The 16026-nt window shown below is 71.1% G+C and carries 15 protein-coding genes; 4 read left to right on the forward strand and 11 right to left on the reverse strand.

The window, feature by feature from the left end:
- Positions 1-83: 83 nt before the first annotated feature.
- From AB3X10_RS16735 to hflK, 3 genes are all read right to left on the reverse strand, one after another.
- Positions 84-269 carry a DUF2065 domain-containing protein gene (locus AB3X10_RS16735; RefSeq protein ID WP_206229959.1) on the reverse strand — a complete coding sequence of 62 codons (186 nt, stop codon included), beginning with the start codon at positions 267-269 and terminating at the stop codon, positions 84-86.
- 273 nt (positions 270-542) lie between these two features.
- A complete protein-coding gene (gene hflC, locus AB3X10_RS16740) occupies positions 543-1406 on the reverse strand; it encodes a protease modulator HflC (RefSeq protein ID WP_369976486.1) in 864 nt (287 codons plus the stop codon).
- The gene (hflK, locus tag AB3X10_RS16745) at positions 1403-2554 is read right to left on the reverse strand and encodes an FtsH protease activity modulator HflK (RefSeq protein ID WP_369976487.1); all 1152 of its coding nucleotides are present in this window, start codon (positions 2552-2554) and stop codon (positions 1403-1405) included. Before hflK ends, hflC begins: the two co-directional genes overlap by 4 nt.
- A gap of 143 nt (positions 2555-2697) precedes the next feature.
- On the opposite strand from hflK, the gene AB3X10_RS16750 reads away from it, so the two are divergent.
- Positions 2698-3702: an acryloyl-CoA reductase gene (locus tag AB3X10_RS16750; protein WP_369976489.1), complete on the forward strand. Its 1005-nt coding sequence runs from the start codon at positions 2698-2700 to the stop codon at positions 3700-3702.
- An 82-nt stretch (positions 3703-3784) separates the two neighbouring features.
- A complete protein-coding gene (pilH, locus tag AB3X10_RS16755) occupies positions 3785-4168 on the forward strand; it encodes a twitching motility response regulator PilH (protein ID WP_145701440.1) in 384 nt (127 codons plus the stop codon).
- Between the two features lie 305 nt (positions 4169-4473).
- Here pilH and AB3X10_RS16760 read toward each other — a convergent pair whose 3' ends face one another.
- Together AB3X10_RS16760 and AB3X10_RS16765 are read right to left on the reverse strand one after the other, a co-directional pair.
- The gene (locus tag AB3X10_RS16760) at positions 4474-5358 is read right to left on the reverse strand and encodes a DnaJ C-terminal domain-containing protein (RefSeq protein ID WP_369976491.1); all 885 of its coding nucleotides are present in this window, start codon (positions 5356-5358) and stop codon (positions 4474-4476) included.
- A gap of 136 nt (positions 5359-5494) precedes the next feature.
- The gene (locus AB3X10_RS16765) at positions 5495-5962 is read right to left on the reverse strand and encodes an Hsp20/alpha crystallin family protein (RefSeq protein ID WP_369976493.1); all 468 of its coding nucleotides are present in this window, start codon (positions 5960-5962) and stop codon (positions 5495-5497) included.
- Positions 5963-6131: 169 nt separating this feature from the next.
- On the opposite strand from AB3X10_RS16765, the gene AB3X10_RS16770 reads away from it, so the two are divergent.
- Entirely contained in the window at positions 6132-6614 is a 483-nt protein-coding gene (locus AB3X10_RS16770) for a peroxiredoxin (RefSeq protein ID WP_145701446.1), read from the forward strand.
- 34 nt (positions 6615-6648) lie between these two features.
- Positions 6649-7224: a ferritin-like domain-containing protein gene (locus AB3X10_RS16775; protein ID WP_228322334.1), complete on the forward strand. Its 576-nt coding sequence runs from the start codon at positions 6649-6651 to the stop codon at positions 7222-7224.
- A gap of 683 nt (positions 7225-7907) precedes the next feature.
- Here AB3X10_RS16775 and pbpC read toward each other — a convergent pair.
- The 6 genes from pbpC to AB3X10_RS16805 all read right to left on the reverse strand — a co-directional run bounded on the left by pbpC (position 7908) and on the right by AB3X10_RS16805 (position 16013).
- Positions 7908-10325 carry a penicillin-binding protein 1C gene (gene pbpC / locus AB3X10_RS16780; protein ID WP_369976496.1) on the reverse strand — a complete coding sequence of 806 codons (2418 nt, stop codon included), beginning with the start codon at positions 10323-10325 and terminating at the stop codon, positions 7908-7910.
- Between the two features lie 21 nt (positions 10326-10346).
- Positions 10347-11147 carry a DeoR/GlpR family DNA-binding transcription regulator gene (locus AB3X10_RS16785; RefSeq protein WP_369976497.1) on the reverse strand — a complete coding sequence of 267 codons (801 nt, stop codon included), beginning with the start codon at positions 11145-11147 and terminating at the stop codon, positions 10347-10349.
- A complete protein-coding gene (locus AB3X10_RS16790) occupies positions 11144-11791 on the reverse strand; it encodes an HAD family hydrolase (protein ID WP_369976498.1) in 648 nt (215 codons plus the stop codon). Before AB3X10_RS16790 ends, AB3X10_RS16785 begins: the two co-directional genes overlap by 4 nt.
- Positions 11792-11814: 23 nt before the next feature.
- Positions 11815-12882, reverse strand: coding sequence for an MFS transporter (locus AB3X10_RS16795; RefSeq protein WP_369981873.1), 1068 nt, complete (start codon positions 12880-12882; stop codon positions 11815-11817).
- Positions 12883-13306: 424 nt separating this feature from the next.
- Positions 13307-13813 (reverse strand): sensor histidine kinase, encoded by a 507-nt coding sequence (locus tag AB3X10_RS16800; protein WP_369981875.1) that lies wholly within the window; start codon positions 13811-13813, stop codon positions 13307-13309.
- Positions 13814-14618: 805 nt separating this feature from the next.
- A complete protein-coding gene (locus AB3X10_RS16805) occupies positions 14619-16013 on the reverse strand; it encodes a sigma-54-dependent transcriptional regulator (protein WP_369976500.1) in 1395 nt (464 codons plus the stop codon).
- Positions 16014-16026 lie beyond the last annotated feature (13 nt).

Genomic DNA, 16026 nt, shown 5'->3' on the forward strand with positions numbered 1-16026 from the left:
TTATCCGGGTTTTGGATGGCGGTCACCACCCCTTCCGCGGTCGCGTTCAGCGACGTACCTGGCTGGAGCGAACCGGATGCGGGTCAGGCGCGAACCCACAGCAAGGCCAGCAACCCCACCGCCAGGGCCACGCCGCCGGCGATGCGCAGCTGCGCGGCCGGCATGGCCAGCATCTGCTGCACCAGCCGCTTCCAGGCCTCCGGCGCCACCAGCAGGACCAGGCCCTCGAAGATGACGACCAGGCACACCGCGGCGATCAGATCGTGCATGGGGGTCTCGGGCAAGGGGAAGGCGCACCGCGCCGGGACTGGGGCACCGCACTGAAACCTGTGGGAGCGACTTCAGTCGCGACGGGCTTTACCGGGAAGGCCCGTCGCGACTGAAGTCGCTCCCACAACGGTCCGCGGACTGGGACTATTCGAATTGAGAATGTTCCAAGCGCCGGACCGCCAGGCCGTATGCGACCGGCAACCCGTACGTCGCCAGGAACCGGGACCCGCTTTTACGAATCCCGAATCCCCAATGCCCAATCCCGGCCTCGATCAGCGCTCGCTCTTGAGGTACTGCAGGAACGGATCGTTCTTGTCCAGCACGATCACCGCGTTGCCGTCGGCCATCGCGCCGCGATAGGCCTCCAGGCTGCGGTAGAACGCATAGAACGACGGGTCGGCGGAGCCGGCCTTGCCGTAGATGCTGGCGGCCTCGGCATCGCCCTCGCCGCGCAGCTTCTGCGCGTCGCGCTCGGCCTCGGCGACCAGCACCGTGCTCTCGCGGTCGGCCTGGGCGCGGATGGTCAGCGCCTGTTCCTCGCCCTCGGCGCGCAGCTTGCTGGCTTCCTGCTTGCGCTGCGCGCGCATGCGCTCGTACACGTCGGTGATCACCTGGCTGTCGGTCGGCAGGTCGATCTGCTTGATGCGCAGGTCGGTGATCTGCATGCCCAGGGTCTTGCCGGCGGCATTGATCGCGTTCAACTGCTGCGCGATCAGCTCGCTGCGGTCGCCGGACACCAGCTGCTGCAGGGTGCGCGCGTTGATCTGGTTGCGCAGCGAATCGATGATGATCGGCGCCAGGCGCGCATTGGCCACCTTCTCGTCGCCGCCGGTGGCGCGGTAGAAGGCGCGCACGTCGGAGATGTAGCCGATGGCGAAGAAGTCGACGCTGACGTCCTTCTGCTCGGCGGTGAAATAGCGCGCCGGCGGCGTGTCCAGCACCTGGAAGCGGCGGTCGAACACGCGCGTGGTCTCCACCAGCGGCAGCTTGAAGTGCAGGCCCGGCTTGAGGTCGGCGCGGGCCACGCGGCCCAGGTTCAGCACCATCGCGGTCTGGTCTTCGCGCACCACGAACACCGAGCTGAGCAACACGAACAGCGCCACGACCGCAACGCCTGCCCACAGGGAAATTCTCATGGCTGCACCTCCTCACGGCCGTTCGGGCGCGGCGAGCGCTCCGGACTGCGGATACTCTCGGCCGGGCTGCTGGACAGCGACGGCATCAGGACGTCCTGCGGCAGCGTCGGCACGCCGCCGCTGCTGGACGGCGCCGGCGCGGCAGCGCCGGCAGCCTTGCCGCCATCGGCCGGCATCGGCACGTAGATCAGCTGGCGGCCGTCGCCGCCGATGACCTTGCGGTTCTCCGACAGCACCTTCTGCACCGTTTCCAGCCACAGCCGCTTGCGGGTGACCTCCGGCGCGTTCTGGTACTGCTGCTGCAGCAGGGTGAAGCGCTCGGCATCGCCCTGCGCGCGGGCGATCGACGCTTCCTTGTAGCCTTCGGCGACGGTGCGGGTGCGCGCGGCGTTGCCGCGGGCCTCCGGCACCACCTTGGCGGCATAGGCCTGGGCCTCGTTGATCAGCCGCTCCTTGACCTGCTGCGCGCCGTTGACCTCGTCGAAGGCCGGCTTCACTTCTTCCGGCGGGCGCGCGTCGGGCAGGGTCAGCCCGGTCACGATCAGGCCGGTGCGGTAGGCGCTGAGCGCGGCCTGCAGGCGGTCGCGCGCGGCGACGGCCATCGGCCCGCGGTTGTTCAGCACCACGTTGAGGTCGGCGCGGCCGACCTGCTCGCGCACCGCGCTCTGCGCGGCCTGCTCCAGCACCTGGTCGGCGTTGCGCGAGCCGAACACGTACATGCGCGGGTCGTCGATGCGGTACTGCACGTTGAGCGAGACGCTGACGATGTTCTCGTCGCGGGTCAGCACCGGCACCTGGTTGCTGAAGGTCTTGATCTCGGTGGCGTTGACCTTGCGCACCGATTCGATCGGCCACGGCAGCTTGAAGTTCGGGCCGGGCTGCAGGATCCGCGAGAACTGGCCGAAGCGCAGCACCACGCCGCGCTGCTGCTCGCCGATCAGCTGGAAGCTGCTGAACAGCAGCAGCAACACCGCCGCCGCCAGGACCCAGCGGCCGATGCTGGCGCCGTCGCCGCCGAACAGGTCCTTCACGGGACCGGGCAACCCGCCCCACTTGCCGCCACCATTGCCGCCACGAGGCTTCCAGGGATTGCGCCCGTTATTGTCCGGGCCATCTCCGCCCTTGCCGCCGGGTGTATTCCAGGCCATGCATGCTCCAAGAAGGAAGGTGGCGGCGCGTCGGTCCGCGCCGGTCACCGTAAGTGAGTCGCCGATTCTACAAGATGGGGCAGATCCGACGTTTCGAAAGGGCTATCTTGGTGCATTCCTTCGCGCCGACCAAGGTGTTCGCCATGTCGCTCCCCGCCAGCTTCCCCGCTTTCCGCATCCACCAGGACGATGCCGGCTACCGTGCCGCGGTCGAGCCGGTGGGGCTGGACCAGCTCAGTCCGGGCGAAGTGGTGATCCGCGGCGCCTGGTCGTCGGTGAACTTCAAGGACGCCCTGGCCGGCACCGGCCAGGGCAAGATCCTGCGCCGTTTCCCGCTGGTCGGCGGCATCGACGTGGCCGGGCACGTGGTCGCCTCCAGCGATCCGGCCTTCAAGGAAGGCGATGCGGTGCTGGTCACCGGCTGCGGCCTCAGCGAGACCCGCGACGGCGGCTACAGCCAGTACGCGCGGCTGGAGGCCAAGTGGGTGGTGCCGCTGCCGGCCGGGCTGAGCCTGCGCGAGAGCATGGTGCTGGGCACCGCCGGCTTCACCGCGGCGCTGGCGCTGCTGCGCCTGCTCGACAACCGGCAGACCCCGGACCACGGCCCGCTGTGCGTGACCGGCGCCACCGGCGGGGTCGGCTCGCTGGCGATCGACATCTTCAGCCGCGCCGGCTTCGAGGTGCACGCGGTCAGCGGCAAGGCCGACCGCGCCGAGCACCTGAAGGCGCTGGGCGCCAGCCAGGTGCTGGGCCGCGAGGCGCTGCAGACCCGGCGCCCGCTGGAGTCGGTGCGCTTCGGCGGCGGCCTGGACAACGTCGGCGGCGCGATGCTGACCAGCCTGCTGGCGCAGACCGCCCCGTACGGCAACGTCGCCAGCGCCGGGCTGGCGGCGACCCCGGAACTGGACATGACGGTGATGCCGTTCATCCTGCGCGGGGTCTCGCTGCTGGGGATCGGCTCGGCCGGCACCGCGCGCGACCTGCGCGACCGCATCTGGCAGCACCTGGGCAGCGACTGGAAACCGCGCCACCTGGACGCGATCTGCACCCGCGAGGTGGACCTGTCCGGCCTGCCCGAGGTGTTCGCGACGATGCTCGCCGGGCAGTCGTTCGGACGCACCGTGGTGCGGCTGGATCCGGCCGCGTAGACGCCCCCGGGGCTTTGTGACGCGCAGCGCTTTCCGGCTGCGCGCCGCTGCCACTACACTCGTGTCTCCAAGGGGGAAACACATGGCACGCATCCTGATCGTCGACGACTCGCCGTCGCAGTTGCTGGGCATCCAGCGCATCGTCGAGAAGCTGGGCCACGAAACGCTCACCGCCACCGACGGTGCGGCCGGCGTGGAAGCGGCCAAGGCGGCGCTGCCGGACCTGGTGCTGATGGACGTGGTGATGCCCAACCTCAACGGCTTCCAGGCCACCCGCACCCTGCGCCGCGAGCCGAGCACGCAGAACATCCCGGTGATCCTGGTCACCACCAAGGACCAGGACACCGACCGCATGTGGGGCATGCGCCAGGGCGCCCGCGCCTACATCACCAAGCCGTTCTCCGAGGACGAACTGTCCGAGGTGATCGAGCGGGTGTTCAGTGGCGAGGATCCGCCGAAGGGCTGAAAGGCCGGGATTGGGGATTGGGGATTAGTAACGGCGGGCTTCCGGGCGGCTTGGCTGCGATGTGAAACCGTGGTGCACGCAGTGCTCCTGTAGGAGCGGCTTCAGCCGCGACATGCGTTATCGGTAAGGCGTGTCGCGGCTGAAGCCACTCCCACAGGGTGCACTGGTTGCGTTGGCCCGCCTGCGCAGCTGAGGCCGCTTTATGGATACGGCGTCGCGGCTGAAGCCACTCCCACCACGATCCGGCTTGGCGAGGGAGATGTCGCTGTTGCGAATCCCCAATGCCGAATCCCGAATCCCGGCCCTCAGACCGCCTCGCCGAACGCCTTGGCCAGATTCCGGTAGGCCTTGCGCTGCGCCTCGGTCTCCGGGGCCGGCGCCAGCACTTCCAGTTCCACGATCTGGTCGCCCGGCGGGGTGCCCGGCAGGCCGCGGCCGCGCAGGCGCAGCTTGCGCCCGGCGTCGGAGTCCGGCGGGATCTTCAGCTCCACCGCGCCGCCCAGGGTCGGCACGCTGATGCTGGTGCCCAGCGCCGCCTGCCACGGGGTCACCGGCAGCGTGTAGAGGATGTTGAGCCCGTCCACCTCGAACTGCGGGTGGGCGGCGTACTCGATCTCCAGCAGCAGGTTGCTGCCGCCGTTGCCCTGCCCGCTCAGCCGGATCACCTGGCCGGGGCGCACGCCCTTGGGCACGCGCACGTCCAGCTGGCGGCCGTTGATGGTGATGCGCACGCTGTCGCCGCTGTATACCGCCTCCAGCGGCACCGCCAGCTTGGCGCGGGTATCGCCGCGCGGCGCCGCGCCCGGGCCGGGACCGGCACCGCCCTGGCGCGCGCGCTGCTGGCGCGCGAACAGGCTCTCGAAGAAATCGCTGAAGCCGCCGCCGGCGCCGCCGTTGCCGAACACTTCCTCGAAGTCGTAGCCCTGCGCGCCGCCGTAGTTGGGCGGGGCCTGGAACTCCTCGCCGGGCCGGTAGCCCTGCGCGCGCAGCTGGTCGTAGGCGGCGCGCTTGGGCGGATCGCGCAGCGCCTCGTAGGCCTCGTTGATGGCCTTGAACTTGTCCTCGGCGCCGGCCTCCTTGCTGACGTCGGGATGGTACTTGCGCGCCAGCCGCCGGTACGCGGTCTTGATCTCGGCGTCGCCCGCGCTGGGCTCCACGCCCAGGGTGGCGTAGTAATCCTTGAATTCCATCCATCACCTCAAAAAGAGTCGGCCCGCCGCCTTGCGGCAACGGGCCGGTTGCATGTTGCGCACCATCGCCCGGCCATTCTACTGGCCGGCCGCGAAGGCGCGGCGCCGCCGCAGCGGCGCCGACGCGGGCGGGCGCTTACTGCACGATCGTGGCCCCGCTGCCGACCTGGATCCGGCGCGGCGTGCTCGCCGGGCGCTTGGGGATGCGCACTTCCAGCACCCCATGGTAGCCGGTGGCGGAAATGTTGTCGGGATCGGCGCTGTCGGGCAGCGCGAAGCGGCGGTGGAAGCTGCCGTAGCGGCGCTCCACGCGCGAGAAGCGCTCGCTGTCGGCGGTGGACTCGCTCTTGCGCTCGCCCTTGATCGACAGGATGCCCTTGTCCATCGACACCTCGATCTCGGACGGGTCGATGCCGGGCAGGTCGGCGTACAGCACGAAGCGCTCCGGCTCCTCCTTGATGTCCACGCGCGGCACCCACTGCGCGGTGACGACGGCCGACTCGTCGGTGCCGCCGTTGGGGTCGAAGAAGCGGTCGAACACCTGCTTGATCTCGTTCTGGAAGGCGGCCTGGGCCGGCAACTGGCGATAACGGACGATGCTCATCTCGTAGTCTCCTGCAACGTGAATGGGGTAAACCCTGACGGGTGGTTCGCGGCGCCGGGCCAGGCCCGCCGCCATGCCTGCCAGATAGGAATGGGCCGGCGCTTTTCAAGGGCCTTGACGCTGCCTTCCCATCCCGATTTCTAGACTCGATTCATCCAAGGAGCCCGACATGCCCATCCAGCCCGGCGAACGCATTCCCGAAGTGGTCCTGCAGCGCATCCGCGAGGGCGTGGAGCAGGTCGACACGCGCAGCCTGTTCGACGGCCGCCATGCATTGCTGTTCGCGGTGCCCGGCGCGTTCACCCCGACCTGCTCGGAGAAGCACCTGCCCGGCTACGTCGAGCACTTCGAGGAATTCCGCAAGCGCGGCATCGAGGTGTACTGCATGGCGGTCAACGACCCGTTCGTGATGCAGGCCTGGGGCAAGAGCCAGTTGGTGCCGGACGGCCTGCAGATGCTGTCCGACGGCAACGGCGAACTGGCCAAGGCGCTGGGCCTGGAAATGGACGCCAGCAGCTACGGCATGGGCGTGCGGGCGCGGCGCTTCGCGCTGTACGCCGAGGACGGCGTGGTCCGCGCGCTGTTCGTCGAGGCGCCCGGCGAATTCAAGGTCTCCGCTGCCGACTACGTGCTGCAGCATCTCCCCGACTGATCCCCTCCACCCACCACACAGGAACCGGCCAGCCATGTCCAACAAGCCAGCCAACGACGCCAAGCCGCTGCACAACACCACCGGCCTCACCGACACCGCCACGCTGCGCGCCAATGCGCGCCAGAGCATCGAGGACGGCGCGATCACCAAGAGCTACAGCGCCGACCGCGAGGCGGTGATCAAACTGCTCAACGACGCGCTCGCCACCGAATACGTGTGCGTGCTGCGCTACTACCGCCACTACTTCATGGCCTCGGGCATGCTCGCCGACTCGGTCAAGGCCGAGTTCCTGGAGCACGCGCAGCAGGAGCAGGAACACGCGCACAAGCTGGCCGAGCGCATCGTGCAGCTGGGCGGCGAACCGGACCTCAATCCGGATACCCTGACCGCGCGTTCGCACGCCGAGTACAAGGAAGGCGAGGACCTGCGCGACATGGTCAAGGAAAACCTGATCGCCGAGCGCATCGCCATCGACAGCTACCGCGAGATGATCAACTTCGTCGGCGACAAGGACACCACCACCAAGCGCATCCTGGAGCAGATCCTGGCCCAGGAAGAAGAGCATGCCGACGAGTTCTCCGACATGCTGGAAGGGTGGATCGGGAAGTAATCCGACCCGTCGCATGCGTGACATCGGCGCCTGGCACCTGCCGGGCGCTTTTTTTCGCGGCAACCGCGGTGGGATTGGCCGGTAACGCGCGTCGCGGCCGGAACAGGATCGTGCGTCCGCGTGACGCGCCGCGCGCCCCGCCTCTTCGGGCGCCCTCCCCGCTCGAAGGGATGCCGCGACAATCTCCGCGACGTTCGCAAGCGTTGGCCTTTTGCGGGCAACCGCAGCACCCCTGTGTAGGAGCGGCTTCAGCCGCGACAAGCCCTGCGGATGGATCCTGTCGCGGCTGAAGCCGCTCCTACAGGGGTCATGCCTCTTCGGGCACCGTCCCTGTTCGGAAGGATGCCGCGGCGATTTCCGCGACCGTTCGCAGCTCCCGCCTTTTGCAGGCAACCGCAGCACTCCCCTGTAGGAGCGGCTTCAGCCGCGACAGGGACCTTCGGTAAGTTCATGTCGCGGCTGAAGCCGCTCCTGCAGAAGGCATGAGCCAGAGGAAGCTCCTTGGAGCATCCCTCCCGATGTAGCCGCAGGGGACGCACATGTTGTGGGAGCGACTTCAGTCGCGACGGGCTCTACCGGTAATGCCCGTCGCGACTGAAGGCGCCCCCACAACACTGCTGCGACTGCAAGCACCAAAGTCGAATGTTCAACATCCCGCGTCGCGCAATGCGCGCGCAAGCGCATCAGTGCAACACCCGGAACCGCACCTGGGTCCAGGCGCCGTTGCTGGCCAGTGCGGTCAGGGTGTGCTCGCCGGCCTCGGCGAAATCGCGCTGGAAGTTGCGCGCGCCCTCGGTGCGGGCGATCCAGCGCCCGTCCAGCAGCCAGTCCACCGGCGCGGTGGTGCCCAGCGCGCGCACCTGCAGGCGCACGCTGGGGCTGCCCGGCGCGCGCGCCAGGGTGGCGCGGTCGTTGAGCCCTTCGATGCGCAGCACGTCGTTGCCGCCGCGGCCGTCGTCGCGGCAGTCCGGCGCCAGCGCCGGCAATTGCCCGGCCTGGCGTTCGCTGGCGTGCAGCCACGGGGTCAGCAGCGCCGGCCAGCGCGCGAGTTCGCGCTGCACCGCCTGGTGCGGCCGCGCGCAGTCGGGCGACAGGCGCAGGCCGCTGTGCGCGTCCACCTGCACCGTGTCGCGGCCGGCGCTCCACAGCCGCGCGTCGCGCTCGGCGAAGGTCGGCGGCACCGCGCCGTCCAGCGCGTAGGCGGAGAAGCGCCGCTGGCACAGGGCGGGCGGGGTCTGTTCGGCGGCGATGCCCAGCGGCCAGCACACGTCCAGCTGCTGCACGTTGGCCGGCATCGGCCGCGGCGCGTTGTCGCCGCGCGAGCGCGGCAGGCTGTCGATGGTCTCGAACATCAGCGGCAGCGCGGTCACCGCGCCGTACTGGCCGGGCAACGGCGTGCCGTCCGGGCGCCCGACCCAGACCCCGACCGTGTAGCGGCGGGTGCTGCCGATCGCCCAGGCATCGCGGTAGCCGTAGCTGGTGCCGGTCTTCCACGCCACCCGCGGGCGCGTGCCGACGTCGAAGGTGCCCACGCCATAGCCCGGGCGCGGATTGGCCTCCAGGATCTCGCGCACGATCCACGCCGCGCCGGGCGACATCAGCCGCCGCTCGATGACCTTGTCGGCGGCGGTGTAGCGCACGTGCCCGGCGATGCCGTCGCGGTTGAGCGCGGCGAAGGCGCCGACCAGCTCTTCCAGCTGCGCGCCGGTGCCGCCGAGGATCAGCGCCAAATTCGGCGTGCTGCCGCGCGGGAACTTCAGGCCGATGCCGGCATTGTCCAGGCGCGCGGCGAAACGCGCCGGCCCGACCCGCTCGAGCAGGTCCACCGCCGGCACGTTCAGCGACAGGCGCAAGGCGCTGGCGGCGCCGACCGGGCCGTTGAAGGCCTCGTCGAAATTGCCCGGGCGGTAGTCGCCGAAGCTCTGCGGCGCGTCCACCAGCAGGCTCTCCGAATGGATCAGGCCGTCGTCCAGGGCCATGCCGTACAGGAACGGCTTGAGCGTGGAGCCGGGCGAGCGCCAGGCCTGCACCATGTCCACGTCGCCGAGCCGCTTGCGGTCGCCGAACGCCACCGAGCCGATGTAGGCGCGCGCCTGCAGGTCGCGGTTGTCCACCACCAGCAGCGCGGCGGAGGTGCGCTCGGGCAGCTGCGAGAAATACGCGCTGACCCGGTCCTCCAGGGTGCGCTGCAGGTCGGCGTCGAGGGTGGAGACGATGTGCGCGGCGCGCGGCGTTTGCAGGCGCAGGCGCTCGGCCAGCAATGCGGCATGCATCGGCGACTGCAGCGAGCGCGCCACCACCGGTTCGATGCGCGCGTCGTCGACCTGCGCGCGCGGCCAGACCTGCAGTTCGACCATGCGCTCGAGCACCTTGTCGCGCGCCGCGCGCGCGGCCTCGGGATGGCGGTCCGGGCGCAGCCGGCTCGGCGCCTGCGGCAGCACCGCCAGCAGCGCCGCCTCGGCCTGCGACAGGCGCGACGCCGGCTTGCCCAGGTAGGCCCAGCTCGCCGCTTCCACGCCTTCGATGGTGCCGCCGTAGGGCGCGCGTTCCAGGTACAGCTGCAGGATCTGGCGCTTGCTCAGGTGCACTTCCAGCTGCAGTGCGCGCAGCAGTTGCTGCAGCTTGCCCAGCGGGGTGCGCGTGCTGGCGTTCTGCGGCATCAGGATCCGCGCCACCTGCATGGTCAGGGTGGAGCCGCCGGAGACGATGCGGCGCGAGAACACCCACTGCTTGCCGGCGCGCAGCAGCGCCCAGGGATTGATCCCGGGGTGCTGCCAGAACCAGCGGTCCTCGTAGTTCAGCAGCGCCTGCAGGTACAGCGGCGAGACGCTGCGCGGCGTGGCCGGGTAGCGCCACACGCCGTTGCCGTCGGCAAAGGCGCGCAACGGGGTGCCGTCGGCGGCCACCACCAGGGTCGAGGTGTCGCGCGATTTCGGCAGCGGCAGCGGGAATGCCAGGTCCAGCAGCAACAGCGTGGCCAGCACCGCGGCGGTGCCCCAGCGCAGCGCGCGCCAAGGCACTCGGCTCCAATGCGGCGGCAGGCGCGTCCAGCGCCGGGTACGCCGCGCAGGGGGCGTGGCGGCGGGTACGTCCTGTGGCATGCGGGCTCCCGGTGGAAGCGGCTATTTTGCCCGCTGCGGCGGGATCGGCGCATCCGCGCGATGCAGCTGCAGCGCCTGCGCCAGGAACGGCGCGCACAGCGCCTGCGCCGCATCGTGCTCCACCACCAGATGGTCGATCGCCGCGAGGCCGGCCACCAGATGCGGCGCGTGCGCGCCGAGCTTGTCCACGGTGGCCACCACCGCGGTCTCGGCGCTGGCCTCGATCATCGCGCGCTTGAACAGCGCCTCCTCGCCGTCCACGCCCCACAGCCCGCGCTCGGCATCGATCGCGCAGGCGCCGGGAAAGCACAGGTCGGCGCGCAGCTGGCGCAGCTGCTGCAGCGCCTGCGCGCCCACCGCCGCGCCGATGCGCGGATCGACCCGGCCGCCGATCAGCAGGATCTCGATGCCCTCGCGCGCCATCAGCAGTTGCGCGATGTCCGGCGCATTGGTGACCACGGTCAGGCGCTGCCGCGGCGGCAATGCGGCGGCGATGGCGCTGTTGGTGGAACCGGCGTCGATCAGCAGCACCTGCCCGGGCCGCACCAGCGTCACCGCCGCCTGCGCCAGCGCGCGCTTGCGCTCGGCATGTTGTTCGTGCCGCTGCGGCAGCGGCGCGACGCTGGGCGTGGGCGGCAGCGCACCGCCGTAGACGCGGCGGCACAGGCCCTGCGCGGCGAGATCGCGCAGGTCGCGGCGGATCGAATCTTCGGACACCGCGAACGCGGCGGCCAGTTCCGTGGCCACGACCCGGCCGTGCTCGCGCAGGCGCTGCAGGATCGCCTGCTGGCGCTCCTGCGGCAGCGCATCGGCCGCGTTCATGCGCCCTGCCCCGTGCTGTGCAGCGGCAAGCCCAGCGCGCGCAGCTCGGCGCGCAGCGTGGCCGCGTCGCGGAACTGCAGCGCGTGCATGCCCTGCGCGGCGGCGGCGTGCACGTTGCGCAGCGCGTCGTCGATGAACACCGCGCGCGCCGGATCGATCGCGTAGCGCGACAGCAGCAGCGCGAAGATCGCCGGGTCCGGCTTCACCAGCCGCTCCTGCCCGGACACCAGGATCCCGGCGAAGCGCTGCAGGAACGCATAGCGCTGCAGCGCGATCGGGAAGGTCTCCTGCGACCAGTTGGTCAGCGCATACAGGCGCACGCCCTGTGCGTGCAGTTCTTCCAATATCTGCACGCTGGCCTCGAGCGGGCCGCCGAGGGTTTCTTCCCAACGCTGGTGATAGGCGGCGATCAGCTCGGCATGCGCCGGATGCAGCGCGCTCAGCTCGGCGACCGCGTCGCGCCATGGCCGGCCGGCGTCCTGCTGCTCGTTCCACTGCGGCGAGCACACCTCGGCGAGGAAGCGCTCCATCGCGGCATGGTCGTCGAACAGCTGCCGGTACAGATAGCGCGGGTTCCAGTCGACCAGCACGCCGCCGAGGTCGAAGATCACCGTGTCCGGTGCGTGCGGGGGAATGGAGGGCATGGTCTGGTTGCTCCTGGAGCGGATCAGTGTCGCAGCAGCCGCGACCCCATCGCCACCAGCAACAACAGCCCCGACACCGCCAGCAAGGCGGTCGGCAGGCTGCTGGCGTGGGCGAGGAAGCCGATCAGCGCCGGCCCGGCGAGCAGGCCGGTGTAGCCGAGCGTGGTCAGCGCGGCGATCGCCACCGCCGGCGAGGTGCCGGGCAGGCGCCCGGCCGCGCCGAACAGGATCGGCACCAGGTTCGACACGCCCAGGCCGACCAGCGCATAACCGAGCAGGCCGCTGGCGACGCCCTGCAGCAGCGTGGCCAGCAGCAGGCCGCCGGCCGCCAGCGACGCACCGGCCGCCAGCATCGCCGGCTGGCCGATGCGTGCGACCACCCGGTCGCCGCCGAAGCGGCCGGCCGCCATCGCCACCGAGAACAGCGCATAGCCGACGCCGGCGTAGCGCGTGTCCACGCCATGGAACTCACGCAGCAGCACCGCGCTCCAGTCGAGCATCGCGCCTTCGGCGAGCAGGCAGATGAAGCACAGCGCGCCCAGCACCAGCACCACGCCGCGCGGCAGGCGCAACGCGGTGCGCTGCGCCGGATCGCCGGCAGCGCCGGCCAGCAGGCCGGCGCGTTGCCACAGCAGCAGCGCCAGCAACAGCGCCGACACCGCCAGCGTGGCCGCCAGCAGCGGCGTGCCGAGCGCGAGCAGGGCGCTCATCGCCGCTGCGCCGGTCAGCCCGCCGACGCTGAACACGCCGTGGAAACTGGACATCACCGGCCGCCCGGCGCGCGTCTCGGTCTCCACCCCGTGCGCGTTCATCGCCACGTCCAGCGCGCCGAGCGCGGCGCCGAAGTACAGCAGCGCGGCGACCACGCTCGGCACAGTCGGCGCCAGCGCCACCAAGGGCAGGCCCAGGCACAGCGCCAGCCCGGACGCGACCACCACCGCACGGCTGCCGAAGCGGTGGCTGAGCATGCCCGACAGCGGCATCGCCAGGATCGAGCCGCCACCGAAGGCGAGCAGCACCAGGCCCAGCGCGGCGTCGTCCAGCGCGAAACGCGCTTTCACGTACGGCACCATCGGCGCCCAGGCCGCCATCGCGATGCCGGACAGCAGGAATACCCAGCGGGTGGCGTGGATCGCGGGCTGGGTGGCCGCGTCGGCAAAGGCGGCAGAAGCGCCGTTGGCCGGTGCGAGGGGTAGGTCGGTAGGCATGCCGCTACCGTACAGAAACATGCATAAACGTGCAACATGATGCATAAAGGCGCGAACGCGTCCGATCGTGATGGGTGACCGCCCAGCCTTCCGGCCCGGGGGCCAACGCGGTGCCCATCACACCGGGTACGGGGTCCAACGTTGCCGTCTCGCGCACTGCGAGCGATGGCGAAGAAGAATGCGGTAACTCGCGCCCACCGCCGGCGCCAGCCGGACATCGGCAAGGGGCAAGCTGGCGCCCTGCCCGACCGCATGCGGTGCGGGATCGCTGCCGCGCTGCCGCCGCACAGAACCGCGCCCGCCGGCGCTATGCCTCGCCGCCGTCCAGCGCCAGCGGCAGGCGCAGCGTGGCCACGCTGCCGGGCGCATCCGCGCGCGCGTCCAGGCTGAGGCTGCCGCCCTGCGCCTCCAGGATCTGCCGCGACAGCACCAGGCCGATGCCCGACCCGCCGGGCTTGGTGGTGAAGAACGGCACGAACAGGTTGTCGCTGGGCGGCAGCCCGGCGCCGCCGTCGAGGATCTCGATCTGCGCGCAGGCGCCGTCGCGGCGCGCGCGCAGCGTCACCGGCGCGCTGCCGCCGGATTCCAGCGCATTGCGCAGCAGGTTGATCAGCACCTGCTCGAGCTGGTCGGCGTCGGCGTGCAGCCGCAGCTGGGGGTCGACCTCGACCTGGACCCGCGCATCGTCGAGCAGCCGCCGCACCCGCGCGCACAACGGCGCCAGCTCCACTGTTGCCGGTACCGGCGCGGGCAGCCTGGCCAGCCGCGCATAGCCGCCGAGGAAGCGCTGCAGCGCCGCGCTGCGTTGTTCGATCACGCCCAGGCCGTTGCGCAAGTCCTCATGCAGTTCGGCGTCGAGCGTGTCTGCCGCGGCCGCCAGCAGGCGCCCGAGGGTGTCGGCGATCGAGGCGATCGGCGCCAGCGAGTTGTTGATCTCGTGGCTGAGCACGCGCAACAGGCGGCGGAAGGCCTGCGCCTCCTCCTCGCGCAGCGCGCGCTCCATCGGCTGCACCAGCAGCAGGCGCCCGGCCTGGCTGCGGCTGCGCAACGCGGCATGGCCGATCTGCCAGCGCCCCTGCTGGCCGGCGAAGGCATGCGCATGGATGCTGCCCGACGGCAACGCGAACAAGCCGTCCAGGCCCAGCGCCTGCGCGGATTGCCCGACCAGCTGCTCGGCGGCGGCGCCGAGCAGGCGCTCGCCGGCCGGATTGACCAGGCGCAGGCGCTGGTCCTGCTCGAACGCGAACACCGCCCCGTCCAGCGCCGCCAGGGTCTTGCTCAGCAACTGCAGGCTCTCGTGCGAATCGCGCTGCTCGTCCTGCAGCCGCTGCGCCAGGGCGTTGAAGCGCTGCAGCAGGCCGTCGCCATCGCGATCGCGCGCGCCCTGCGCCACGCGCACGCTGTAGTCGCCCTCGCGCAGCGCCTCGAGCAGGCCGCCGAGGGTGCGCAGGCGTTGTCCGGCATCGCGCTGCTGCCAGCGCCACAGCGCCGCGGTCAGCAGCAGCACGCACAGCATCAGCAGCGCCGCCTCGGGCGGCCGCGGCGTGCCGACCGCGAGCACCAGCGCCAAGGCCAGCAGCGCCGGCGCCGCCAGCCACAGCGGTCGCCGGCGCTGCCGCTCAGCCGCCGTCATCGCTGCGCAGGCCGTGCTTGCCCAGGCGCCGGTACAGGCTCTGCCGGGTGATGCCGAGCTGGTCGGCGGTACGCTGCAGGTTGCCCTGCTGCTGCGCCAGCGCCTGCCGCAGCAACAGCGCCTCGGCTTCCTCGAGGGTCAGCTGGGTCGACAAGGCCGGCGCCGCGGCCGCGGCCGGTTGCAGGCGCAGGTCGTCGCTGCCCAGCGTCGCGGCGTCGGCGAGCAACGCGGCGCGTTCCATCGCGTGCGCCAGTTCGCGCACGTTGCCGGGCCAGGCGTAGCCGAGCAAGGCGCGTTCGGCGTCGCGCGCCAGCGCCGGCAGCGGCCGCCGGTAGCGCGTGCAAGCGGCGGCCAGGTAGTGCCGCGCCAGCGGCAGGATGTCGGCGCCGCGCTCGCGCAGCGGCGGCACCCGCAGCTGGAAGGTGTTGAGCCGGTACAGCAGGTCCTGGCGGAAATGCCCCGCGGCCACTTCCGTGTCCAGGTCGGCATTGGTCGCGGCGACGATGCGCACGTCCACGCGCTGCGTGCGCGAGGAGCCAAGCCGCTCGAACTCGCCGTCCTCGATCGCGCGCAGCAGCTTGGGCTGCTGCTGCAGCGGCAGGTTGCCGATCTCGTCCAGGAACAGGGTGCCGCCGTCGGCCAGTTCGAAGCGGCCGGCGCGGTCCTGCCGCGCGTCGGTGTAGGCGCCGCGCACATGGCCGAACAGCTCGGCCTCGAACAGGGTCGGCGCCAGCCCACCGATGTTGACCTTGACGAAGGCCTGCGCGCGGCGCGGCGACCACTGGTGCAGGAACTGCGCGAGCAGGCTCTTGCCGGTGCCGTTCTCGCCCAGCAGCAGCACGTTGGCGCCGCTGCCGGCGATGCGCAGCAGGTCCTCGACCAGGCGCTGCATCGGCGCCGACTCGGCGACGAAACCGGCGGCGCCGTCCTGCAGCAGCAGCGCCTGCGCCTCGCCGAGCCGCTGCGCGTTGCGGCGGCTGCGGTCCAGCGCGATGCGGCTGTCCAGCACCGCCAGCACGCGCGCGTTCTGCCACGGCTTCTCGATGAAATCCACCGCGCCGTCGCGCATCGCCGCCACCGCCAGCTCGATGCTGGCCCAGGCGGTCATCGCGATCACCGGCAATCCGGGCCATTGCGCGGCGATCTGCGCGATCAGCGCCAGGCCTTCCGCGCCGGACGTGGTGTCGCGGGCGTAGTTCATGTCGATCAGCACCGCGGCGAACTCGTCGCCGCGCAGGCAGGCCAGCGCCAGCTCCGGCGACTCGGCGCCGACCATGCCGTAGCCGGCGCTCTTGAGCAGCATGCGCAAGGCTTCGCGCACGTCCGCCTGGTCGTCGACCACCAGGATGCGCGGCAAGGGTGGCGTGCGGGCGTCGTTCATGGCGCAGAGTCTA

Origin of the sequence: Xanthomonas sp. DAR 80977 (genome assembly GCF_041240605.1) — a bacterium.
Classification (GTDB): domain Bacteria; phylum Pseudomonadota; class Gammaproteobacteria; order Xanthomonadales; family Xanthomonadaceae; genus Xanthomonas_A; species Xanthomonas_A bundabergensis.